The 22,776-nt window shown below is 70.8% G+C and carries 18 protein-coding genes; 16 read left to right on the forward strand and 2 right to left on the reverse strand.

Features of this window, described 5'->3' with window-relative positions:
• Positions 1-2 precede the first annotated feature (2 nt).
• From OG885_RS36875 to OG885_RS36930, 12 genes are all read left to right on the forward strand, one after another.
• Complete coding sequence (locus tag OG885_RS36875) at positions 3-1,289, forward strand: dihydroorotase (protein ID WP_405739251.1); 1,287 nt, start codon at positions 3-5, stop codon at positions 1,287-1,289.
• Positions 1,286-1,873, forward strand: a complete 588-nt coding sequence (locus OG885_RS36880) for a hypothetical protein (RefSeq protein WP_405739254.1) — start codon at positions 1,286-1,288, stop codon at positions 1,871-1,873. Before OG885_RS36875 ends, OG885_RS36880 begins: the two co-directional genes overlap by 4 nt.
• Entirely contained in the window at positions 1,870-3,027 is a 1,158-nt protein-coding gene (gene carA / locus OG885_RS36885) for a glutamine-hydrolyzing carbamoyl-phosphate synthase small subunit (protein WP_405739257.1), read from the forward strand. The genes OG885_RS36880 and carA overlap by 4 nt, the downstream gene beginning before the upstream one ends.
• Complete coding sequence (carB, locus tag OG885_RS36890; RefSeq protein ID WP_405739260.1) at positions 3,020-6,328, forward strand: carbamoyl-phosphate synthase large subunit; 3,309 nt, start codon at positions 3,020-3,022, stop codon at positions 6,326-6,328. The genes carA and carB overlap by 8 nt, the downstream gene beginning before the upstream one ends.
• A 51-nt stretch (positions 6,329-6,379) precedes the next feature.
• Entirely contained in the window at positions 6,380-7,486 is a 1,107-nt protein-coding gene (locus OG885_RS36895) for a quinone-dependent dihydroorotate dehydrogenase (protein ID WP_405739263.1), read from the forward strand.
• Positions 7,483-8,322, forward strand: a complete 840-nt coding sequence (gene pyrF / locus OG885_RS36900) for an orotidine-5'-phosphate decarboxylase (RefSeq protein ID WP_399958324.1) — start codon at positions 7,483-7,485, stop codon at positions 8,320-8,322. Before OG885_RS36895 ends, pyrF begins: the two co-directional genes overlap by 4 nt.
• A gap of 288 nt (positions 8,323-8,610) precedes the next feature.
• On the forward strand, positions 8,611-8,934 hold the full coding sequence (locus tag OG885_RS36905) for an integration host factor (RefSeq protein ID WP_003977346.1): 324 nt from the start codon (positions 8,611-8,613) through the stop codon (positions 8,932-8,934).
• 60 nt (positions 8,935-8,994) lie between these two features.
• Positions 8,995-9,588: a guanylate kinase gene (gene gmk, locus OG885_RS36910; RefSeq protein ID WP_399958327.1), complete on the forward strand. Its 594-nt coding sequence runs from the start codon at positions 8,995-8,997 to the stop codon at positions 9,586-9,588.
• A 40-nt stretch (positions 9,589-9,628) separates the two neighbouring features.
• Positions 9,629-9,901 (forward strand): DNA-directed RNA polymerase subunit omega, encoded by a 273-nt coding sequence (rpoZ, locus tag OG885_RS36915; RefSeq protein WP_003982715.1) that lies wholly within the window; start codon positions 9,629-9,631, stop codon positions 9,899-9,901.
• Between the two features lie 145 nt (positions 9,902-10,046).
• Positions 10,047-11,249 carry a bifunctional phosphopantothenoylcysteine decarboxylase/phosphopantothenate--cysteine ligase CoaBC gene (gene coaBC / locus OG885_RS36920; protein WP_405743046.1) on the forward strand — a complete coding sequence of 401 codons (1,203 nt, stop codon included), beginning with the start codon at positions 10,047-10,049 and terminating at the stop codon, positions 11,247-11,249.
• Between the two features lie 240 nt (positions 11,250-11,489).
• Complete coding sequence (metK, locus tag OG885_RS36925; protein WP_405739268.1) at positions 11,490-12,698, forward strand: methionine adenosyltransferase; 1,209 nt, start codon at positions 11,490-11,492, stop codon at positions 12,696-12,698.
• Positions 12,699-12,775: 77 nt separating this feature from the next.
• Positions 12,776-14,971 (forward strand): primosomal protein N', encoded by a 2,196-nt coding sequence (locus tag OG885_RS36930; protein WP_405739270.1) that lies wholly within the window; start codon positions 12,776-12,778, stop codon positions 14,969-14,971.
• A gap of 240 nt (positions 14,972-15,211) precedes the next feature.
• Here the strand turns inward: OG885_RS36930 and OG885_RS36935 are convergent, their stop codons facing one another.
• Complete coding sequence (locus OG885_RS36935; protein WP_405739273.1) at positions 15,212-15,754, reverse strand: hypothetical protein; 543 nt, start codon at positions 15,752-15,754, stop codon at positions 15,212-15,214.
• Between the two features lie 257 nt (positions 15,755-16,011).
• Here OG885_RS36935 and fmt point away from each other — a divergent pair, with 257 nt between their 5' ends.
• Both fmt and OG885_RS36945 read left to right on the forward strand, forming a co-directional pair.
• Positions 16,012-16,944: a methionyl-tRNA formyltransferase gene (fmt, locus tag OG885_RS36940; protein WP_405739276.1), complete on the forward strand. Its 933-nt coding sequence runs from the start codon at positions 16,012-16,014 to the stop codon at positions 16,942-16,944.
• 127 nt (positions 16,945-17,071) lie between these two features.
• Positions 17,072-18,493: an RsmB/NOP family class I SAM-dependent RNA methyltransferase gene (locus tag OG885_RS36945; RefSeq protein WP_405739279.1), complete on the forward strand. Its 1,422-nt coding sequence runs from the start codon at positions 17,072-17,074 to the stop codon at positions 18,491-18,493.
• A gap of 166 nt (positions 18,494-18,659) precedes the next feature.
• On the opposite strand, the gene OG885_RS36950 is transcribed toward OG885_RS36945, so the two are convergent.
• Entirely contained in the window at positions 18,660-20,801 is a 2,142-nt protein-coding gene (locus OG885_RS36950; RefSeq protein WP_405739282.1) for an MMPL family transporter, read from the reverse strand.
• A gap of 134 nt (positions 20,802-20,935) precedes the next feature.
• Here OG885_RS36950 and rpe point away from each other — a divergent pair, with 134 nt between their 5' ends.
• Together rpe and OG885_RS36960 are read left to right on the forward strand one after the other, a co-directional pair.
• A complete protein-coding gene (gene rpe / locus OG885_RS36955; protein ID WP_329341386.1) occupies positions 20,936-21,622 on the forward strand; it encodes a ribulose-phosphate 3-epimerase in 687 nt (228 codons plus the stop codon).
• A 78-nt stretch (positions 21,623-21,700) separates the two neighbouring features.
• Positions 21,701-22,744: a sugar-binding transcriptional regulator gene (locus tag OG885_RS36960; protein ID WP_399958345.1), complete on the forward strand. Its 1,044-nt coding sequence runs from the start codon at positions 21,701-21,703 to the stop codon at positions 22,742-22,744.
• Positions 22,745-22,776 lie beyond the last annotated feature (32 nt).

Consider the following 22,776-nt stretch of genomic DNA (forward strand, 5'->3'; position numbering starts at 1 on the left):
ACATGAGCAAGATCCTGATCCGTGGTGCGAAGGTGCTCGGCGGCGAGCCGCAGGACGTCCTGATCAACGGTGATCTGATCGAGGCGGTCGGCCAGGGGCTCTCGGACGAGGGCGCCGAGGTCATCGAGGCCGGCGGCAAGGTCCTCCTGCCGGGCCTCGTCGACCTGCACACCCATCTGCGCGAGCCCGGCCGTGAGGACTCCGAGACCGTGCTCACCGGCACGCGCGCGGCGGCCTCCGGCGGCTACACCGCCGTGTTCGCCATGGCCAACACCTTCCCGGTCGCCGACACCGCCGGTGTGGTCGAGCAGGTCTGGCGACTGGGCCGGGAGCACGGGTACTGCGACGTGCAGCCCATCGGCGCCGTCACGGTCGGCCTGGAGGGCAAGAAGCTCGCCGAGCTCGGTGCCATGCACGAGTCGGCCGCCGGTGTCACCGTCTTCTCCGACGACGGCAAGTGCGTCGACGACGCGGTGATCATGCGGCGCGCCCTGGAGTACGTGAAGGCCTTCGGCGGGGTCGTCGCCCAGCACGCGCAGGAGCCGCGGCTGACCGAGGGCGCCCAGATGAACGAGGGCATCGTCTCCGCCGAGCTGGGGCTCGGGGGCTGGCCCGCGGTGGCCGAGGAATCGATCATCGCCCGGGACGTCCTGCTCGCCGAGCACGTCGGCTCCCGCGTCCACATCTGCCATCTGTCGACCGCCGGCTCCGTCGAGATCGTCCGCTGGGCCAAGTCCCGCGGCATCGACGTCACCGCCGAGGTCACCCCGCACCACCTGCTGCTGACGGACGAGCTCGTCCGGACCTACAACCCGGTCTACAAGGTCAACCCGCCGCTGCGCACCGAGCGCGACGTCTTCGCCCTGCGCGAGGCGCTCGCCGACGGCACGATCGACATCGTCGCCACCGACCACGCCCCGCACCCGCACGAGGACAAGGACTGCGAGTGGGCCGCGGCCGCCATGGGGATGGTGGGCCTGGAGACCGCGTTGTCAGTGGTGCAGGAGACCATGGTGGACACCGGGCTCCTCACCTGGGCCGGGGTCGCCGAGCGCATGTCCGTCAAGCCCGCCGAGATCGGGCAGGCGAAGGGCCACGGGCGACCCGTCTCGGCTGGTGAGCCCGCCAACCTCACGCTCGTCGACACGGCATACCGTGGGTCCGTGGACCCCGCGGGCTTCGCCTCGCGCAGCCGGAACACCCCGTACGAGGGGCGTGAGCTGCCGGGCCGTGTGACGCACACGTGGCTCCGGGGCAAGGCCACGCTCGTCGACGGGAAGCTCACGTGACACCTGTAATCCTGCTCGCCAACGGTCTCGCCGCCGAGAAGGAATCGGCCGAGGTCACCGACTGGGCCGCGCGCATCGGCTGGCTCGTGGGGCTGGCGCTGTTCGTCGCGCTCATCTACTGGCTGATGCGCGAGGGCTGGAAGTGGCGCGGCACGCTCCAGAGCGACCTGCCCGAGCTGCCCGACGCGCCGGACGACCTCGGTGCGGCGAGACTGACGATGAGCGGCCGCTACCACGGCTCCACCACCGCCGGGCAGTGGCTCGACCGCATCGTGGCGCACGGCCTGGGCACCCGCAGCCGGGTCGAGCTCACGCTGACGGACGCGGGACTGGACGTCGTACGCCCCGGTGCGACCGACTTCTTCGTCCCGGTCTCCGCGCTGCGGGAGGCCGTGCTCGGCAAGGGCATCGCCGGCAAGGTCCTCACCGAGGGCGGCCTGCTGATCGTGACCTGGGAGCACGGGGACAAGCTGATCGACTCCGGCTTCCGCTCCGACCACGCGGCCGAGCACAACGAGTGGGTCGACGCCATTAACGCCATGATCAACAAGACGGACAAGACGGAAACGGAAGGCGCACGATGACGACCTCCACAAGGGGAGCCTCGAAGGTTCCCGCGGTACTCGTCCTGGAGGACGGCCGGATCTTCCGCGGCCGCGCCTACGGGGCCGTGGGGGTGACCTTCGGCGAGGCGGTGTTCTCCACCGGCATGACCGGCTACCAGGAGACCCTCACCGACCCGTCGTACCACCGCCAGGTCGTCGTGATGACCGCCCCGCACGTCGGCAACACCGGCGTCAACGACGAGGACCCCGAGAGCAAGCGGATCTGGGTCGCCGGATACGTCGTGCGCGACCCCGCGCGCGTGCCGTCCAACTGGCGCTCGCGCCGCTCCCTCGACGAGGAGCTCGCCCAGCAGGGTGTCGTCGGCATCTCCGGCATCGACACGCGCGCGTTGACGCGCCATCTGCGTGAGCGCGGCGCCATGCGCGTCGGCATCTTCTCCGGCAGCGCGCTGCCCGACGAGGGCACCATGCTCACCGAGGTGCGCCAGGCCCCCGAGATGAAGGGCGCCGACCTCTCCGCGGAGGTCGCCACCAAGGAGGCGTACGTCGTCCCCGCGGTCGGTGAGAAGAAGTTCACCGTCGCCGCCGTCGACCTCGGCATCAAGGGCATGACCCCGCACCGGATGGCCGAGCGCGGCATCGAGGTGCACGTGCTGCCCGCGACGGCCACCGTCGAGGACATCTACGCCGTCAACCCCGACGGTGTGTTCTTCTCCAACGGTCCCGGCGACCCGGCCACCGCCGACCACCCGGTCTCCGTCATGCAGGCCGTCCTGGAGCGCAGGACGCCGCTCTTCGGCATCTGCTTCGGCAACCAGATCCTGGGACGCGCCCTCGGCTTCGGCACCTACAAGCTGAAGTACGGCCACCGCGGCATCAACCAGCCGGTGCAGGACCGTACGACCGGCAAGGTCGAGGTCACCGCGCACAACCACGGCTTCGCCGTCGACGCCCCGCTCGACAAGGTCTCCGACACGCCCTACGGCCGCGCCGAGGTCTCCCACGTCTGCCTCAACGACAACGTGGTGGAGGGCCTCCAGCTGCTCGACCAGCCGGCCTTCAGCGTCCAGTACCACCCCGAAGCGGCAGCGGGCCCGCACGACGCCGCCTACCTGTTCGACCGCTTCACGTCTTTGATGAGCACCGCTTCGATGGAGGGCCAGCGTGCCTAAGCGCACCGATATCCAGTCCGTCCTGGTCATCGGCTCCGGCCCGATCGTCATCGGCCAGGCCGCCGAGTTCGACTACTCCGGCACCCAGGCCTGCCGCATCCTGCGCGCCGAGGGCCTGAGGGTCATCCTGGTCAACTCCAACCCGGCGACGATCATGACCGACCCGGAGATCGCCGACGCCACGTACGTCGAGCCGATCACCCCCGAGTTCGTCGAGAAGATCATCGCCAAGGAGCGCCCCGACGCCCTGCTGCCCACCCTGGGCGGCCAGACGGCCCTCAACACGGCCATCTCGCTGCACGAGGCGGGCACGCTGGAGAAGTACGGCGTCGAGCTGATCGGCGCCAACGTCGAGGCCATCAACAAGGGCGAGGACCGCGACCTGTTCAAGGGCGTCGTCGAGGAGGTGCGCAAGAAGATCGGGCACGGTGAGTCCGCCCGCTCGGTCATCTGCCACTCCATGGACGACGTCCTCAAGGGCGTCGACACCCTCGGTGGCTACCCGGTCGTCGTCCGCCCGTCCTTCACCATGGGCGGCGCCGGCTCCGGCTTCGCGCACGACGAGGAGGAGCTGCGCCGCATCGCCGGTCAGGGACTCACGCTCTCCCCGACCACCGAGGTGCTCCTGGAGGAGTCCATCCTCGGCTGGAAGGAGTACGAGCTGGAGCTGATGCGCGACACGAACGACAACGTCGTGGTCGTCTGCTCCATCGAGAACTTCGACCCGATGGGCGTCCACACCGGCGACTCGATCACCGTCGCGCCCGCGATGACGCTGACCGACCGCGAGTACCAGCGCCTTCGCGACATCGGTATCGCGATCATCCGCGAGGTCGGCGTCGACACCGGCGGCTGCAACATCCAGTTCGCGATCAACCCCGAGGACGGTCGCGTGATCGTCATCGAGATGAACCCGCGCGTGTCCCGGTCCTCGGCGCTCGCCTCCAAGGCGACCGGCTTCCCGATCGCTAAGATCGCCGCCAAGCTCGCCGTCGGCTACACGCTGGACGAGATCCCGAACGACATCACGCAGGAGACCCCGGCCTCCTTCGAGCCCACGCTCGACTACGTGGTCGTCAAGGCTCCGCGCTTCGCCTTCGAGAAGTTCCCGCAGGCCGACTCCACGCTGACCACGACCATGAAGTCGGTCGGCGAGGCCATGGCCATCGGCCGGAACTTCACCGAGGCCTTCCAGAAGGCGCTGCGCTCGCTGGAGAAGAAGGGCAGCCAGTTCACCTTCGTCGGCGAGCCCGGCGACAAGGAGGCGCTGCTCGCGGAGTCCGTCCGGCCCACCGACGGCCGGATCAACACCGTCATGCAGGCCATCCGCGCGGGTGCCACGCCGGAGGAGATCTTCGAGTACACGAAGATCGACCCCTGGTTCGTCGACCAGCTCTTCCTCATCAAGGAGATCGCCGACGAGCTCGCCGAGGCCCCGGAGCTCACTTCCGAACTCCTCGCCGAGGCCAAGCGGCACGGCTTCTCCGACCAGCAGATCGCCGAGATCCGCGGCTTGCGCGAGGACGTGGTCCGCGAGGTCCGGCACGCGCTCGGCATCCGCCCGGTCTACAAGACGGTCGACACCTGCGCCGCCGAGTTCGCCGCGAAGACGCCGTACTTCTACTCCTCCTACGACGAAGAGACCGAGGTCGCGCAGCGCGAGAAGCCGGCCGTCATCATCCTCGGCTCCGGCCCCAACCGCATCGGTCAGGGCATCGAGTTCGACTACTCCTGCGTCCACGCCTCCTTCGCGCTGAGCGACGCCGGGTACGAGACCGTGATGGTCAACTGCAACCCGGAGACCGTCTCCACGGACTACGACACCTCCGACCGCCTGTACTTCGAGCCGCTGACGCTGGAAGACGTGCTGGAGATCGTCCACGCGGAGTCCCTCGCGGGCCCGATCGCCGGTGTCGTCGTCCAGCTGGGCGGCCAGACCCCGCTGGGCCTGGCGCAGGCGCTCAAGGACAACGGCGTGCCGATCGTGGGCACCTCGCCGGAGGCCATCCACGCGGCCGAGGACCGGGGCGCCTTCGGGCGCGTGCTCGCCGAGGCGGGCCTCCCGGCCCCCAAGCACGGCACCGCGACCACCTTCGCCGAGGCCAAGGCCATCGCCGACGAGATCGGCTACCCGGTCCTGGTGCGGCCGTCGTACGTCCTCGGCGGACGCGGCATGGAGATCGTCTACGACGAGACCCGCCTCGCCTCCTACATCGCCGAGTCGACCGAGATCAGCCCCTCCCGGCCGGTCCTCGTCGACCGCTTCCTCGACGACGCCATCGAGATCGACGTCGACGCGCTCTACGACGGCGAGGAGCTCTACCTCGGCGGCGTCATGGAGCACATCGAGGAGGCCGGCATCCACTCCGGCGACTCGGCGTGCGCCCTGCCCCCGATCACACTGGGCGGCTTCGACATCAAGCGCCTGCGCGCCTCGACCGAGGCCATCGCGCGCGGTGTCGGTGTCCGCGGCCTGATCAACATCCAGTTCGCGATGGCCGGCGACATCCTCTACGTCCTGGAGGCCAACCCGCGCGCGTCCCGCACGGTCCCCTTCACCTCGAAGGCGACCGCGGTACCGCTGGCCAAGGCCGCCGCCCGCATCTCGCTCGGCGCGACCATCGCCGAACTGCGTGCCGAGGGCCTGCTCCCGGCGAACAGCGACGGCGGCGAGCTGCCCTTCGACGCGCCGATCTCCGTCAAGGAGGCCGTCATGCCGTGGTCGCGCTTCCGCGACATCCACGGCCGCGGCGTCGACACCGTCCTCGGACCGGAGATGCGCTCCACCGGCGAGGTCATGGGCATCGACTCGGTCTTCGGCACGGCGTACGCCAAGTCGCAGGCCGGCGCCTACGGCCCGCTGCCCACCAAGGGCCGCGCGTTCATCTCGGTCGCCAACCGCGACAAGCGGTCGATGATCTTCCCCGCCCGTGAGCTCGTCGCCCACGGCTTCGAGCTGCTCGCCACCTCCGGCACCGCCGAGGTCCTCAAGCGCAACGGCATCAACGCCACCATCGTGCGCAAGCAGTCCGAGGGCACCGGCCCGGGCGGCGAGAAGACCATCGTCCAGCTCATCCACGACGGCGAGGTCGACCTCATCGTCAACACCCCGTACGGCACCGGTGGCCGCCTCGACGGCTACGAGATCCGTACGGCGGCCGTGGCGCGGTCGGTGCCGTGCCTGACGACGGTCCAGGCGCTCGCCGCGGCCGTCCAGGGCATCGACGCCCTCAACCACGGCGACGTGGGCGTCCGTTCGCTCCAGGAACACGCGGAACACCTGACCGCGGCCCGCGACTAGCAGCCCTGAGGGGGACACCGGAAACGGTGTCCCCCTCTTCGTGAGGACACCATGTACAAGATCTTCTTCAAGCTCGTCTTCCGGCGGATGGACCCCGAGCAGGCGCACTACCTGGCCTTCCGGTGGATCCGCCTCGCGGTCCGTATCCCCGTGCTGCGCACCTTCGTCGCCGCCGCCCTCGCGCCCCGCCACAAGGAACTGCGCACCGAGGCCTTCGGTCTGCGGATGCACGGCCCCTTCGGCCTCGCCGCCGGCTTCGACAAGAACGCGGTCGCGATCGACGGCATGTCGATGCTCGGCTTCGACCACGTCGAGATCGGCACGGTGACGGGGGAGGCCCAGCCCGGCAACCCCAAGAAGCGGCTGTTCCGCCTCGTGCAGGACCGTGCGCTCATCAACCGCATGGGCTTCAACAACGAGGGCTCACTGGCCGTCGCGGCCCGTCTGGCGTCCCGTGAGGAGGTCTTCAGGACCGTCGTGGGCGTCAACATCGGCAAGACCAAGGTCGTACCGGAGGCCGAGGCCGCCGCGGACTACGTGAAGTCCACCGAGCGGCTCGCGCCCTACGCCGACTACCTGGTCGTGAACGTGTCGTCGCCGAACACGCCCGGGCTGCGCAACCTCCAGGCCACGGAGTCGCTGCGGCCGCTGCTGAGCGCCGTACGCGAGGCCGCCGACCGCACGGTGACGAGTCGCCGTGTCCCGCTGCTGGTGAAGATCGCGCCCGACCTCGCCGACGAGGACATCGACGCCGTCGCCGACCTGGCCGTAGAGCTGGGCCTCGACGGGATCATCGCCACGAACACGACCATCGCGCGCGAGGGGCTCGGTCTGAAATCCGAACCCTCGCTGGTGAAGGAGACCGGCGGCCTGTCCGGAGCACCGCTCAAGGCGCGCTCCCTGGAGGTGCTCAGGCGCCTCTACGCGCGCGTGGGCGACCGCGTCACGCTCGTCGGCGTCGGCGGCATCGAGAACGCCGAGGACGCCTGGCAGCGCATCCTCGCCGGTGCCACGCTCGTACAGGGCTACAGCGCGTTCATCTACGAAGGCCCCTTCTGGGGTCGGGCCATCCACAAGGGGCTCGCCGCGCGTCTGCGCACCAGCCCGTACGCCACACTCGCCGACGCGGTCGGCGCCGATGTGAGGGAGACCGCATGACTGACGCCTTCGGCACCCGCCTGCGCCGGGCCATGGACGAGCGCGGCCCCCTGTGCGTCGGTATCGACCCGCACGCCTCCCTGCTCACCGAGTGGGGGCTGAACGACGACGTGGCCGGCCTGGAGCGGTTCAGCCGCACGGTGGTCGAGGCGCTGGCCGACCGGGTGGCGGTCTTCAAGCCGCAGGCCGCGTTCTTCGAGCGCTTCGGCTCGCGCGGCGTCGCCGTACTGGAGAAGACGGTCGAGGAGGCGCGGGCGGGCGGCGCGCTGGTCGTCATGGACGCCAAGCGCGGCGACATCGGCTCGACCATGGCGGCGTACGCCGAGGCCTTCCTGCGCAAGGACTCGCCGCTGTTCTCCGACGCGCTGACCGTCTCGCCGTACCTCGGCTACGGCTCGCTGTCGCCGGCGATCGCGCTGGCCAGGGAGAGCGGCGCAGGGCTGTTCGTGCTGGCGCTGACCTCGAACCCCGAGGGCGGCGAGGTCCAGCACGCCGTCCGCGCGGACGGCCGGAACATCGGCGCCACCATGCTCGCGCACCTCGCGGCCGAGAACACCGGGGAGGAGCCCCTCGGTTCCTTCGGGGCGGTGGTCGGCGCCACGCTCGGCGATCTGTCGTCCTACGACCTGGACATCAACGGTCCCCTCCTCGCGCCCGGCATCGGCGCCCAGGGGGCCACTCCGGCCGATCTGCCGGCGGTGTTCGGCAAGGTGCTGCGCAACGTCCTGCCCAACGTCAGCCGGGGCGTGCTGCGGCACGGTCCCGACGTCGGCGCGCTGCGGGAGTCCGCGGAACGGTTCGCGGCGGAGATCAAGGCGGCTGTGGCGCTCGTATGACGGTCGTCCGGGGCGTTCGAGACGCTCTCGCGAGTCCTCCGATGAGTGTTCCCGGGACGACTTGAGTCTGAATACATCCTCAAATCCGGGGCAGTTTGTCTGAAATGTACGGCCTGACGGAGGCTGACCAGGACTTTTCCGCTGTTCTCGCTGACTCTGGCGGACTTGGCCGCTAGTCTCCGAGCAGAGTCTGTGGGCAAGCGTGTTGCTCGTGGCTCACCAGGTGAGGGGCGACTAGGTTCCTCACCGGTCCGTATCCGACAGTTCAACATCCGAGGTGACGTAGGCGTGGCTCTTCCGCCCCTTACCCCTGAACAGCGCGCAGCCGCGCTCGAAAAGGCCGCCGCGGCTCGCCGGGAGCGGGCCGAGGTCAAGAATCGACTCAAGCACTCCGGCGCCTCCCTTCACGAGGTCATCAAGCAGGGCCAGGAGAACGACGTCATCGGCAAGATGAAGGTCTCCGCGCTGCTCGAGTCCCTGCCGGGCGTGGGCAAGGTCCGCGCCAAGCAGATCATGGAGCGTCTGGGCATCTCCGAGAGCCGCCGCGTGCGTGGTCTCGGTTCGAACCAGATCGCTTCCCTGGAGCGTGAGTTCGGCAGCACCGGTTCCTGAGTCCGGCACCGTCTGGACCGGGAGTCCCGGGCACCCCGGGATTGCTGGAATAATCGCTGCATGGCTGCAACATTCCGGGGGACGACCCCCGAGCCCCCGGACGTACGTCCGCGGCTGACCGTGCTCTCCGGCCCCTCCGGGGTCGGCAAGAGCACGGTCGTCGCCCATATGCGCAAGGAACACCCCGAGGTCTGGCTCTCGGTGTCGGCGACGACCCGCAGGCCCCGCCCCGGCGAGCAGCACGGAGTCCACTACTTCTTCGTCAGCGACGAGGAGATGGACAAGCTGATCGCCAACGGCGAGCTGCTGGAGTGGGCCGAGTTCGCCGGGAACCGCTACGGCACCCCCCGCAAGGCCGTCCTGGAACGGCTGGAGGCGGGGGAGGGGGTCCTGCTGGAGATCGACCTCCAGGGCGCCCGGCAGGTCCGGGAGTCCATGCCGGAGGCCCAGCTGGTGTTCCTGGCTCCTCCCTCCTGGGAGGAGCTCGTGCGCCGACTCACCGGCCGGGGCACCGAGTCGCCCGAGGTCATCGAGCGTCGGCTCGACGCCGCGAAGGTGGAACTGGCGGCCGAGCCCGAGTTCGACGAGACCCTGGTCAACACCTCCGTCGAGGACGTGGCGCGCGAGCTGCTAGCCTTGATGGACGTTGTGTGATCGTTTTCTAGATCTCATCCCAACTTTCGGAAGGCAGAGCGTGTCCTCTTCCATCACCGCGCCCGAGGGCATCATCAACCCTCCGATCGACGAGCTCCTCGAGGCCACCGACTCGAAGTACAGCCTCGTGATCTACGCGGCCAAGCGTGCCCGTCAGATCAACGCGTACTACTCGCAGCTCGGCGAGGGTCTCCTTGAGTACGTCGGTCCGCTCGTCGACACCCACGTGCACGAGAAGCCGCTCTCGATCGCGCTGCGCGAGATCAACGCGGGTCTGCTGACGTCCGAGGCCGTCGAGGGCCCGGCGCAGTAGTACTTTCAGATTGCGGTTGACTTTTCCACAGGCCCGACAGCGCGACTGTCGGGCCTGTGGTCTGCTCGGGGGTGCGGGGGTCGTCCCCTGCTGTGATGCAGCATGGGAGTCGTAGGTTCGAGGGGTTCGAGGGATGGGAGACCTGGTGGACAAGCCGAGGGTCGTGCTGGGGGTCAGCGGTGGCATCGCCGCGTACAAGGCCTGTGAGCTGCTGCGCAGACTGACGGAGTCGGGGCATGACGTCCGTGTCGTCCCCACCGCCTCCGCGCTGCACTTCGTCGGCGCCGCCACCTGGTCCGCCCTGTCCGGCCATCCCGTCTCGACCGAGGTGTGGGACGACGTCCACGAGGTGCCGCACGTCCGCATCGGCCAGCACGCCGACCTGGTCGTCGTGGCCCCGGCGACCGCCGACATGCTCGCCAAGGCGGCCCACGGTCTGGCGGACGACCTGCTCACCAACACGCTCCTGACCGCCCGCTGTCCGGTCGTCTTCGCCCCCGCGATGCACACGGAGATGTGGGAACACCCGGCCACCCAGGAGAACGTGGCGACGCTGCGCCGCCGCGGCGCGGTCGTCATCGAACCCGCCGTCGGGCGCCTCACCGGCGTCGACACCGGCAAGGGGCGGCTGCCCGACCCGGCGGAGATCTTCGAGGTGTGCCGCCGGGTCCTCGCCCGGGGCGTGCGCGAGCCCGATCTGGCCGGCCGCCATGTCGTCGTCAGCGCCGGTGGCACCCGCGAACCCCTCGACCCGGTCCGCTTCCTCGGCAACCGCTCCTCCGGCAAGCAGGGTTACGCCCTCGCCCGCACCGCCGCCGCGCGCGGCGCCCGGGTCACCCTCGTCGCCGCGAACACCGGTCTGCCGGACCCGGCTGGCGTGGACGTCGTCCCGGTCGGCACGGCCGTGCAGCTGCGGGAGGCGGTGCTCAAGGCGGCCGCGGACGCCGACGCGGTCGTGATGGCCGCGGCCGTCGCGGACTTCCGCCCCGAGAACTACGCGACCGGCAAGATCAAGAAGAAGGCCGGTCAGGACCCGGACCCCATCGTGCTCGTACGGAATCCGGACATCCTGGCCGAGATCTCGGCCGACCGCGCCCGCCCCGGGCAGGTGGTCGTCGGGTTCGCCGCCGAGACGGACGACGTCCTCGCCAACGGCCGGACCAAGCTCACCCGTAAGGGGTGCGATCTCCTCGTCGTCAACGAGGTGGGCGAGCGCAAGACCTTCGGGGCGGAGGAGAACGAGGCGGTGGTGCTCGGCGCCGACGGCACGGAGACCCCGGTGCCGCACGGCCCCAAGGAGGCCCTGGCCGAAATCGTGTGGGACCTGGTGGCCGGGCGCCTGCGCTGAATGTTTCATTCACTTCACAGAGCCCTCGAACCTCACTATTCGAGGCGTGGCGGCCCTGGCCAAGCTCGCTCCGGATTGGGCAGAATGCCCGTGCCGCAGGTCACAGCGCTCCCGACAATCGAGACGGGTGAGCCCGTGGCCGACCGCGACCGATAAACTGTTCTCGGACGATGCCGGGCGCAGCCCCCGAGCCCGTCCGCCCATGATCAGCCAGCAGCCGCTGCAACCTCAGGGAGCGTTGTGTCCCGTCGTCTCTTTACCTCGGAGTCCGTGACCGAGGGTCACCCCGACAAGATCGCTGACCAGATCAGCGACACCATTCTCGACGCGCTCCTGCGCGAGGACCCGACCTCTCGGGTCGCGGTCGAGACCCTGATCACGACCGGCCTGGTGCACGTGGCCGGTGAGGTCACCACCAAGGCGTACGCCCCGATCCCGCAGCTGGTGCGGGACAAGATCCTCGCGATCGGCTACGACTCCTCGAAGAAGGGCTTCGACGGCGCCTCCTGCGGCGTGTCCGTGTCGATCGGCTCGCAGTCCCCGGACATCGCACAGGGCGTGGACACGGCGTACGAGTCCCGCGTCGAGGGCGACGAGGACGAGCTCGACAAGCAGGGCGCCGGCGACCAGGGCCTGATGTTCGGCTACGCGACCGACGAGACGCCGACGCTGATGCCGCTGCCGATCTTCCTGGCGCACCGCCTGTCGAACCGTCTGTCCGAGGTCCGCAAGAACGGCACGATCCCCTACCTGCGCCCCGACGGCAAGACGCAGGTCACCATCGAGTACGACGGCGACAAGGCCGTCCGCCTCGACACCGTCGTGGTCTCCTCGCAGCACGCGTCGGACATCGACCTGGAATCCCTCCTCGCCCCCGACATCCGCGAGTTCGTGGTGGAGCCGGAGCTGAAGGCGCTCCTCGACGAGGGCATCAAGCTCGACACCGAGGGCTACCGGCTGCTGGTCAACCCGACCGGTCGCTTCGAGATCGGCGGCCCGATGGGCGACGCCGGCCTCACCGGCCGCAAGATCATCATCGACACCTACGGCGGCATGGCCCGCCACGGCGGCGGCGCCTTCTCGGGCAAGGACCCGTCCAAGGTCGACCGCTCCGCCGCGTACGCGATGCGCTGGGTCGCCAAGAACGTCGTCGCCGCGGGCCTTGCCTCGCGCTGCGAGGTGCAGGTCGCGTACGCGATCGGTAAGGCCGAGCCCGTCGGTCTGTTCGTCGAGACCTTCGGCACCGCCAAGATCGAGGCCGAGAAGATCGAGAAGGCCATCGACGAGGTCTTCGACCTCCGCCCGGCCGCGATCATCCGCGACCTGGACCTGCTCCGCCCGATCTACGCCCAGACGGCGGCGTACGGCCACTTCGGCCGTGAGCTGCCCGACTTCACGTGGGAGAAGACGGACCGCGTGGACGCGCTGCGGAAGGCTGCGGGGCTGTAAGACTCGGCTTTCCGGGGTTTTTCGAGGCCCGGCATCCCTGAGGGGTGCCGGGCCTCGGCATGTCCGGGCGCCGTCGGATGTCAGTCGGGTTTGGTAAGAATGCTTGCGTGAGCAGCGGAGATGAGCGGGATGGTGGGCGGGGTGAGGGGGCGCCGCCTGAGCAGCTTGCGTTGATTCGGGAGAGTGTGCGGAAGGCTGAGGTGCCGCGGGCGAAGCCGCGGACGTGGCGGGGGGCCGCGCTCGCGAAGGAGTTGCCTGTTGCTCGGGTGCTCGTGGACAAGGGGGTGCTGCATCTCGATCGGTACTTCGACTACGCCGTGCCCGAGGAGCTTGACGCCGACGCGCAGCCCGGGGTGCGGGTGCGGGTGCGGTTCGGGGCCGGACGGGGCAGGGTGCGGGACGGGCGGCGTGAGGGTGGGGGGCTGATCGACGGGTTTCTCATCGAGCGGGTCGCCGAGACCGACTACTCGGGGCCGTTGGCCGCGCTGGCGCAGGTCGTGTCGCCTGAGCCGGTGCTCGGGCCGGAGTTGCTGGGGCTGGCTCGGGCCGTCGCCGATCGGTATGCGGGAAGTCTCGCTGATGTGCTGCAGCTGGCTGTGCCGCCCCGGAATGCCCGGGCTGAGCAGCGGGCCTCTGCGGAGCCTCTTCCGCCGCCCGCGGTGCCTGAGGTGGGGTCCTGGGGACGGTACGAGCGGGGGAGTGGGTTTCTTGAGGCGCTCGCCTCGGGTGGGGCGCCTCGTGCGGTGTGGAATGCGTTGCCGGGGCCCGAGTGGAGTGAGGAGGTGGCTCGGGCCGTCGCCGCCACGCTGGCCTCCGGGCGCGGGGCGCTTGTCGTGGTGCCGGACGGGCGGGCCGTCGCGCGGGTTGATGCCGCGCTGACCTCGTTGCTGGGGGAGGGACGGCATGCCGTGCTCACCGCCGACGCCGGGCCCGAGAAGCGTTATCGGGAGTGGCTCGCGGTGCGGCGCGGGAGCGTGCGGGCCGTTGTGGGGACCCGGGCCGCCATGTTTGCGCCGGTGCGGGATCTGGGACTCGTCGCCATCTGGGACGACGGGGACGACAGCCACAGCGAACCGCACGCGCCGCAGCCTCATGCCCGTGAGGTGTTGCTGCTGCGCGCCGCGCTGGACAAGTGCGGGTTCCTGCTGGGGAGTTGGAGTTGCACCGTCGAGGCCGCGCAGCTGGTCGAGAGCGGATGGGCTCGGCCGCTCGTCGCCGTGCGGGAGCAGGTGCGGGGGGCCGCGCCGCTCGTACGGACCGTGGGGGACGGGGATCTGGCCCGCGACGAGGCCGCTCGGGCCGCTCGGCTGCCCACCCTCGCCTGGCAGGCCGTCCGGGAGGGGCTGAAGCAGGGGCCGGTGCTGGTGCAGGTGCCGCGGCGGGGGTACGTGCCGCGGATGGCCTGCGCCAACTGCCGGGCGCCCGCGCGGTGTCGGCACTGCTCGGGGCCGCTGGAGGCGCAGGAGGGCGTGGACGCCCTGCGGTGCGGGTGGTGTGGCCAGGAGGAAGGGGCCTGGCACTGTCCTGAGTGTGGCGGCTTTCGGCTGCGGGCCCAGGTGGTCGGGGCTCGGCGGACCGCGGAGGAACTGGGGCGGGCGTTTCCCGCTGTGCCGGTGCGGACGTCCGGGCGGGAGCATGTGCTGGACACGGTGCCGGGGGCGCCGGCGCTGGTGGTGAGTACGCCGGGGGCCGAGCCGGTGGCTGAGGGCGGGTATGCGGCGGCCCTGCTGCTGGACGGGTGGGCGATGCTCGGGCGGCCTGATCTGCGGGCCGGTGAGGACGCGTTGCGGAGGTGGATCGCCGCGGCTGCGCTGGTGCGGCCGCAGGGGGCTGGGGGGACCGTGGTGGTCGTCGCGGAGCCTACGTTGCGGCCTGTGCAGGCGTTGGTGCGGTGGGATCCCGTCGGGCATGCGGTGCGGGAGCTGGCTGAGCGGGCCGAGTTGGGGTTTCCGCCGGTGTCTCGGATGGCGGCGGTGTCGGGGGCGGCGGAGGCGGTCGCGGGGTTCCTCGGTGCCGTGGAACTGCCGGGGGAGGCGGAGGTGTTGGGGCCGGTGCCGTTGCCTGTGACCGGGGGGCGGGGGCCTCGGCGGGTGGGGGCGCCGCCGGTGGGGGAGCAGTGGGAGCGGGTGTTGATCCGGGTGCCGCGGGGGATGGGGGCGGCGTTGGCCGGCGCGTTGAAGGCTGCGCAGGCTGCTCGGATGGCTCGGGGCAGTGGGAGTGGTGGTGGGGAGTCGGTGATTCGGGTGCGGATCGATCCGCCTGATATTGGGTGATGGTTGGGTTTCGGGTGCGGGTGGTGTGTGGGCATCCGGCCTTCGGCCGGGTTTGCGGTTCCCAGCCGCACCGCCCGTGCGGGATTCGTTGTCGGGTGCGGGTGGCCCTTGTGGGGGCTGAGCATCGTCGGCGGCTGCGGCTGCGGCTGCGGCTGTGGGGAGCTGGGCTTTTGCGGGGCGGACCACATGCGTATGCCCTCCCGGAGTGGGCCGGGAGGGCAAGGGTGGGGTGGGGGAGTGTCAGCCGTTGCGGGGGCCGGGGAACGCAGTGGGCCTTGCGTCGTCGCGCAGGGCGGCGCTGCCTGCCGTCGGCTGGGTCGGCATGGAGCGGGCCGCGGGGACCGTCGGCATCGTGGGCATCCCGGTGTTGACGCCGACCGTGCGGGTGGCCGACACGTCGGTGGTGCGCTCGGCGTCGGCCGCCGCCTGGGTCGCGGCGCGACGCGCACCGTAACGGCGGTGCACCGCCTGCTTGGTGACGCCGAGCGCGGAACCCACCGCGTCCCACGAGAAGCCCAGCGAGCGGTCGAAGTCGACCGCGGCCGTGACCAGGGTCTCGACACTGTCCCGCAGCTCCTGCGCGAGCCGCACGGTCGGAGCGGGGGCGCGTCCGTAGACGACGAAGCCCGTGGAGGGGCCGGAGCGGCGCGGGCGGTAGACATTGCCCAACTGGGCGGTGAGCGTGCGCAACGCGTCCACCTGCCGGCGGACCCGCTCGATGTCCCGCACCAGCAAGTGCAGGCTGGCCCGAGCCTGGGCGTCGTGGGTTGCGTGGTCGGCCATGAACAAGCCTCTCGAACCGGCGTTGAAAAGGATCGGGCCGCGACTGCGGCCCGTTGTGGTCAACTCTTTCTTGACCAACGCGTTTGCGCTCCGCTGGTCACGCAGTGGGGGCGTGGTGGCATATGCGTGCGCCCTGGGGGGCGGGTTCGCGCCTCGGCCGTCGGCCTTCGGCGGGTTTCCGCTCCCGGTCATAGAATTGGGCGACCGTCCGCCGCACAAGACATCAGCCATTCCGCCCGAGAGGCCCTCACCCACCCATGAAGCTCGTCTTCGCCGGTACCCCCGAAGTCGCCGTTCCCGCACTGGACGCCCTCATCGCCTCCGGGCGGCACGAGGTGGCCGCTGTCGTCACGCGGCCCGACGCTCCGGCCGGGCGTGGACGCAGGCTGGTCGCGAGCCCGGTCGCGGAGCGGGCGGAAGAGGCGGGCATCGAGGTGCTGAAGCCCCTCAAGCCGCGGGACCCGGAGTTCCTGGAGCGGTTGCGGGAGATCGCCCCCGACTGCTGTCCCGTCGTCGCCTACGGCGCCCTGCTGCCCCGTGTCGCCCTCGACATCCCCGCCCAAGGCTGGGTCAACCTGCACTTCTCGCTGCTGCCCGCCTGGCGGGGGGCCGCGCCCGTGCAGCACTCCGTCATGGCGGGCGACGAGATCACCGGCGCCTCCACCTTCCTCATCGAGGAGGGGCTCGACTCGGGGCCGGTGTACGGGACCGTGACGGAGGAGGTCCGCGCCACCGACACCAGCGGCGACCTGCTCACCCGGCTCGCCTTCGCCGGCGCCGGGCTGCTCGCCGCGACCATGGACGGCATCGAGGACGGCACCCTGAAGGCCGTACCGCAGCCGAACGACGGCATCACGCTCGCCCCGAAGATCACCGTCGAGGACGCGCAGGTGGACTGGGCGACCCCGGCGCTGCGCGTCGACCGGGTCGTGCGCGGCTGCACCCCCGCTCCCGGCGCCTGGACCGTCTTCCGCGGCGAGCGGCTCAAGCTCATCCAGGTCACCCCCGCGCCCGAGCGGACCGACCTCGCGCCGGGGCAGCTGGCCGTCGGCAAGAACAGCGTCCATGTCGGCACCGGCTCCCACGCCGTGGAGCTGCTGTGGGTGCAGGCCCAGGGCAAGAAGCCGATGCGGGCCCCCGACTGGGCCCGCGGGGTGCGCATCGGTGAGGGAGAGGTCGTCGGCCGATAGCGCGCCGGCGGGGGAGGAGTCGTCGGCCGACAGCCCGCCGACGAGGGGGAGGCCGTCGGCCGGGTGCGCCGACGAGGGGGACGTAGGCTTGGTGCGTATCCCTCAAGACATCCGGAGCACCTTTTTCGTGAGCGACCAGCCCCGTCGGCCCGGCACGTCCGGCAAGCCCTACCGTCGGCCCAAGAAGGACCCCGTCCGCTTCCTCGCCTTCGAGGCCCTGCGGGCCGTGGACGAACGGGACGCCTACGCCAACCTCGTTCTCCCGCCGCTGCTGCGCAAGGCGCGGGAGAAGGGCGACTTCGACGGGCGTGACGCCGCGCTCGCGACCGAGCTCGTGTACGGGACGCTGCGGCGGCAGGGGACGTACGACGCCGTCATCTCCGCGTGTGTCGACCGGCCGCTGCGCGAGGTCGACCCGCCGGTGCTGGACGTGCTGAGCCTCGGGGTGCATCAGCTGCTCGGGACCCGGATTCCCACGCACGCCGCGGTGTCCGCGTCCGTCGAGCTGGCCCGGGTCGTGCTCGGCGACGGGCGGGCCAAGTTCGTCAACGCCGTGCTGCGCAAGGTCGCGCAGGACGATCTGGACGGGTGGATCGCCAAGGTCGCGCCGCCCTACGACGACGATCCCGAGGACCACCTGGCCGTGGTGCACTCGCATCCCCGGTGGGTCGTCTCCGCGCTGTGGGACTCCCTCGGGGGCGGGCGAGCCGGGATCGAGGCGCTGCTCGCCGCCGACAACGAGCGGCCCGAGGTGACGCTGGTCGCCCGGCCCGGGCGGGCGAGCGTCGATGAGCTGCTGCGGGAGGAGGCCGCCGTCGCCGGGCGCTGGTCGCCGTACGCCGTGCGGCTTACCGAGGGCGGTGAGCCCGGGGCCATCGAGGCCGTACGGGAAGGGCGGGCCGGTGTGCAGGACGAGGGCAGCCAGCTGGTCGCCCTGGCCCTTGCCAACGCGCCGCTCGACGGGCCCGACGAGAAGTGGCTCGACGGGTGTGCGGGGCCGGGAGGGAAGGCCGCGCTGCTCGGTGCGCTCGCCGCGGAGCGGGGTGCCATGCTGCTCGCTTCCGAGAAGCAGCCACATCGGGCGGGGCTCGTCGCCAAGGCGCTGGCCGGGAATCCCGGGCCGTATCAGGTGATCGCCGCGGACGGGACGCAGCCGCCGTGGCGAGCCGGGAGTTTTGACCGGGTGCTGGTGGATGTGCCCTGCACGGGGTTGGGGGCCTTGCGGCGGCGGCCCGAGGCTCGGTGGCGGCGTCGGCCTGAGGACCTGGAGGCGTTCGGGCCGTTGCAGCGCGGCCTCTTGCGGACCGCTCTGGATTCCGTGCGGGTGGGGGGTGTCGTCGGGTACGCCACGTGTTCGCCTCACCTTGCCGAGACTCGGGCTGTGGTGCAGGACGTGCTCAAGCAGGTGCCGGACGCGGAGTTGATCGACGCGCGGCCTCTGTTGCCTGGGGTGGCGGATCTTGGTGAGGGGCCTGATGTGCAGTTGTGGCCGCATGTGCATGGGACCGACGCGATGTATTTGGCGCTGATTCGGAGGACTGCGCCGTAGGGGTCGGGGGCGTCGGGTCAGTGCGGGTCCGATGTGGCTTGTCGCGCAGTTCCCCGCGCCCCTGGGGCCTGTCCGGCGGATCAGGTCGCAGGAAAGCCGCGGCGCCTCATCGCCGCAGGCCGACGTGCCAGACCCCGCGTCTGCGGCATGATGCGCCGGACAGGCCCTAAGGGCGTTGTTCCACCGCTGGCTCCTTGGCGACCGGCATCTCCGTACCGTCCTCCTTCGACAACCGGTGTGGCCACCACACCCTCGGACCCACGTCCAGGAACAAGGACGTGACCAGGACCGACCTGACCACGAACGTGTCCAGGATGATGCCCAGGGCCACCGCGAAGCCGATCTCCGCGAAGGCGACCATGGGGAGGGTGCCCAGGGCTGCGAAGGTGCCGGCCAGGACCAGGCCCGCCGATGTGATGACCGCGCCCGTCGCCGCCAGGCCCGTCACCACGCCGGGGCGGGTGCCCTGGCGGGCAGCCTCCTCGCGGATACGGGTCGTGAGGAAGATGTTGTAGTCGATGCCCAGGGCCACCAGGAAGACGAAGACGAAGAGCGGGAAGTCCGTCGACTCGCCCGCGTAGTCGAACACGTGCCTGAACGCGAGCGCGCTGAGGCCCAGGGCCGCCGCGAAGGACAGGATCACCGTGCCGACCAGCAGCAGCGGGGCGATCAGGGCCCGCAGCAGGGCGCACAGGATCAGCATGACCACGGCCAGGACGAGCGGGATGATCAGCTGGTTGTCATGGGCGGTGGCCTTGTCCATGTCGAGCAGCGCCGCCGTACCGCCGCCCACCTGGGCATCGGCGTCCGGGACCGCGTGGACGGCGTCACGGACGCGTTCGACCGTCTGTTTGGCGGCCTCGCTGTCGGAGGGGGCGGTCATCGTCGCCTCGAAGAGGACCTGGCCGTCGTGGGAGGGTTTGGTACCGGGTGGCAGGCCCAGCGAGTCGGGGACGACACCGCGCGTGCCGGCCACCGCCTCACCCACCTGTCGGGCCTGGGCCTGGTTGCTGACGATGACCAAGGGGTCGCCGCTGCCCGCCGGGAAGTACTTCTCGGACACCTCCTGGCCGACGATCGAGTCCGGCTTTCCGGTGAAGGCGTCCGCGTTGCTGATGCCCTCCGCGTGCAGTTGGATCAGGCCCAGGGAGCAGATCGCCAGGGCCAGCGCCGTGACGCCCCAGATCATGCGGGGGCGGCGGGCGATACGGCCGCCGGTGCGCGCCCAGATGCCGCGTTCCGTGGGGTCGGCCGTGCCGAAGTGCGGGATCGCCGGCCAGAAGAGCCAGCGGCCGCAGATCACCAGCAGGGCGGGGAACAGGGTCATCATCGCCAGCAGGGCCACCGCGACGCCGATCGCGGCCACCGGGCCCAGACCCCGCGTCGAGTTCATCTCGGCGGCGAGGAGCACCAGCATGCTCAGCACCACCGTGGCGCCCGAGGCGATCACCGCGGGGCCCGCCCGGTGCAGCGCCAGGGCCATGGCCTCGTGGCGGTCCTCGTGACGGCGTAGCTCTTCCCGGTAACGGGCCACCAGGAGCAGGGCGTAGTCCGTCCCCGCGCCGAAGACGAGGACCGTGAGGATGCCCGCGCTCTGGCCGTTGACCGTCAGGCCCGCGTGCTGGGCGAGGAGATAGACGAAGGCCTGCGCGGTGAACAGGGCCGCGATGACCGACAGGAGCGGGACCAGGAGGAGCGTCGGGCTGCGGTAGGTGATCAGCAGCATCACGATGACCACGCCCATCGCGGACAGCAGCAGCGTGGAGTCGATGCCCTCGAAGGCCTTGGAGAAGTCGGCGGACGTGCCGCCCGGGCCCGTGATGTGCACGGCGAGGCCGGCGGTGCTCTTGCCGGTGATGTCCCGGATGGAGTCGACGGCGGGGGAGATCTCCTCCCAGCCCTTCTCGTCCATCGTGATGGGGACGTAGATCTGGGCCGCGCGCGGGTCCGTCTCGCGGTCGTAGACCGGGCCGCGGGTCTCGGCGCCCCGGACGCCGTGGTCGCGCAGTTGCCTGATCTGCCGGGCGTCCTCGGCGATCCGCGCCTTGTCCTCGGCCGTGAGACCGCTGTCGCGCGCGTAGATGACGACGGCGGGGATCTGTTCGGGCCTGAAGCCCTCGGAGATCTGCAGGACTTGGGTGGACTCGGCGGAGCCGGGCAGCCAGGAGGCGGCGTCGTTGTCCTGGGCGTCGGTGAGTTTGGAGGCGAGGGGCGCCGTCAGGAAGAGCAGCACCAGCCACAGCACCAGCACGACCCACTTGGCCCGCCGTCCGCACACCAGATGCGCGATGCCTCGGTTCTCGGTCATGGCCACCCCCGCAGCCCTTCGCCCTCGCGGTCGGCGGCCCAATATGGCACGTACCGTCCCGGAGCAACATCCGATGAACGGCTTAGGTCTGGACCGGCGCGAACATTCGTGCCCGGACATGGGAGGCTTGGCCTATGGCCGTGCAGATCAACCCCAGCATCCTGTCCGCAGACTTCGCCCGCCTCGCGGACGAGGCTAAGGCGGTGGAGGGAGCCGACTGGCTCCACGTCGACGTCATGGACAACCATTTCGTCCCGAACCTCACGCTCGGAGTGCCGGTCGTAGAGTCGCTGGCCCGTGCGACGGACACTCCGCTGGACTGCCATCTGATGATCGAGGCCCCTGATCGGTGGGCGCCCCAGTACGTCGAAGCGGGGGCCGGATCCGTCACCTTCCACGTCGAGGCCGCCGCCGCCCCCGTCCGGCTCGCCCGGGAGATCCGTGCCAAGGGCGCCCGCGCCTCCATGGCGCTGAAGCCGGCGACGCCCATCGAGCCGTACGAGGATCTGCTCCCCGAGCTCGACATGCTGCTGATCATGACCGTGGAGCCGGGCTTCGGGGGACAGTCGTTCCTCGACATCATGCTCCCCAAGATCCGCCGCACCCGCGAGTTGATCAGCAAGCACGGCCTTGAACTGTGGCTCCAGGTGGACGGCGGGGTCGCGGCCTCCACCATCGAGCAGTGTGCCGACGCCGGGGCGGACGTGTTCGTCGCCGGGTCGGCCGTGTACAACGCGTCCGACCCGGCCGAGGCGGTACGTGCACTGCGCAACCAAGCGGAAGGGGCGACCGCCAAGGCGAGCTGGGCATGCGGCCACTGAGCCACAGGAACGTGAACGGCTCCCATCAGGGCTGATCAAGTCCGCCGGATCTGCAAGGATGAACGGCGAATCCAGAGTGTGAACAGCAGTGAGGAGATGGCCGTGTCGGGTATGTCGGCGGGCCGGTCAGCCATGCGGATGGGACCCGCTGAGCTGGTGCAGGCGGCGGCCATGGCCCGCCGCTTCTACCTCGAGGGCAAATCGAAGATCCAGATCGCCGAGGAGTTCGGCGTGAGCCGCTTCAAGGTGGCCAGGGTCCTGGAGACCGCTCTCGAACGGGATCTCGTACGCATCGAGATCCGCGTCCCGGCCGAGCTGGACGCGGAGCGCTCGGACGCGCTGCGTGCCCGGTACGGCCTCAGGCACGCAGTGGTGGTGGAGTCCCCGGCCGAGGCCGAGGAGTCGCCCGACCCCGAGAACCTCGGTGAGACGGCCGCGGACCTGCTCGGCGAGCTCGTCAACGAGGGCGATGTCCTGGGGCTCGCCTGGGGCCGGTCCACCATTCACATGGCGGCCGCCCTCGACCGGCTGCCGCCGTGCACGGTGGTGCAGCTGACGGGCGTGTACGACGCCGGGACCGCCGAGCGCGGCTCGGTGGAGGCGGTACGGCGTGCGGCCCAGGTGTCGGGCGGGGACGCACACCCCATCTACGCGCCGATGCTGCTGCCGGACGCGGCCACCGCGGCGGCGCTGCGCAACCAGACCGGGATCGCGCGGGCCTTCGAGTACTTCGACAAGGTCACCGTCGCCTGTGTGTCGATCGGCTCCTGGGAGCCGGGCATCTCCACGGTGCACGACATGCTCAGCGACGAGGAGCGGGCGCACTACGCCTCCCTCGGCGTGGCCGCCGAGATGTCCGCGCACCTCTTCGACGCCCAGGGGCGCCGGGTGGGCCGGGACCTGGGCGAGCGGTGCATCACGGTCAAGGCCGACCAGCTCCGCCGTATCCCCGAGGTCGTGGCGATCGCGGGCGGGGCCCGCAAGGCCATGGCGATCGACGCGGTGCTGCGGTCCGGGCTGGTCACCAGCCTTGTCACGGACACGTCCGCGGCCGATGTGCTGATGGCGGCGGGGCCGACGCCGAAGCCGGCGCTGAACAGGGCTGACCCGGACGGCCTCTGACGGAAGGTCGGGGGAGGGCGGCCGTGGCAGCG

Source organism: Streptomyces sp. NBC_00028 (genome assembly GCF_045041065.1).
Taxonomy (GTDB): Bacteria; Actinomycetota; Actinomycetes; order Streptomycetales; family Streptomycetaceae; genus Streptomyces.

Coding starts and splice junctions, on each gene's coding strand:
- OG885_RS36875 (WP_405739251.1), top strand. CDS start 3: ATGAGCAAGATCCTGATCCGTGGTGCGAAGGTGCTCGGCGGCGAGCCG.
- carA (WP_405739257.1), top strand. CDS start 1,870: ATGACGACCTCCACAAGGGGAGCCTCGAAGGTTCCCGCGGTACTCGTC.
- OG885_RS36895 (WP_405739263.1), top strand. CDS start 6,380: ATGTACAAGATCTTCTTCAAGCTCGTCTTCCGGCGGATGGACCCCGAG.
- pyrF (WP_399958324.1), top strand. CDS start 7,483: ATGACTGACGCCTTCGGCACCCGCCTGCGCCGGGCCATGGACGAGCGC.
- gmk (WP_399958327.1), top strand. CDS start 8,995: ATGGCTGCAACATTCCGGGGGACGACCCCCGAGCCCCCGGACGTACGT.
- OG885_RS36930 (WP_405739270.1), top strand. CDS start 12,776: ATGTCAGTCGGGTTTGGTAAGAATGCTTGCGTGAGCAGCGGAGATGAG.
- OG885_RS36935 (WP_405739273.1), bottom strand. CDS start 15,754: ATGGCCGACCACGCAACCCACGACGCCCAGGCTCGGGCCAGCCTGCAC.
- fmt (WP_405739276.1), top strand. CDS start 16,012: ATGAAGCTCGTCTTCGCCGGTACCCCCGAAGTCGCCGTTCCCGCACTG.
- OG885_RS36950 (WP_405739282.1), bottom strand. CDS start 20,801: ATGACCGAGAACCGAGGCATCGCGCATCTGGTGTGCGGACGGCGGGCC.
- rpe (WP_329341386.1), top strand. CDS start 20,936: ATGGCCGTGCAGATCAACCCCAGCATCCTGTCCGCAGACTTCGCCCGC.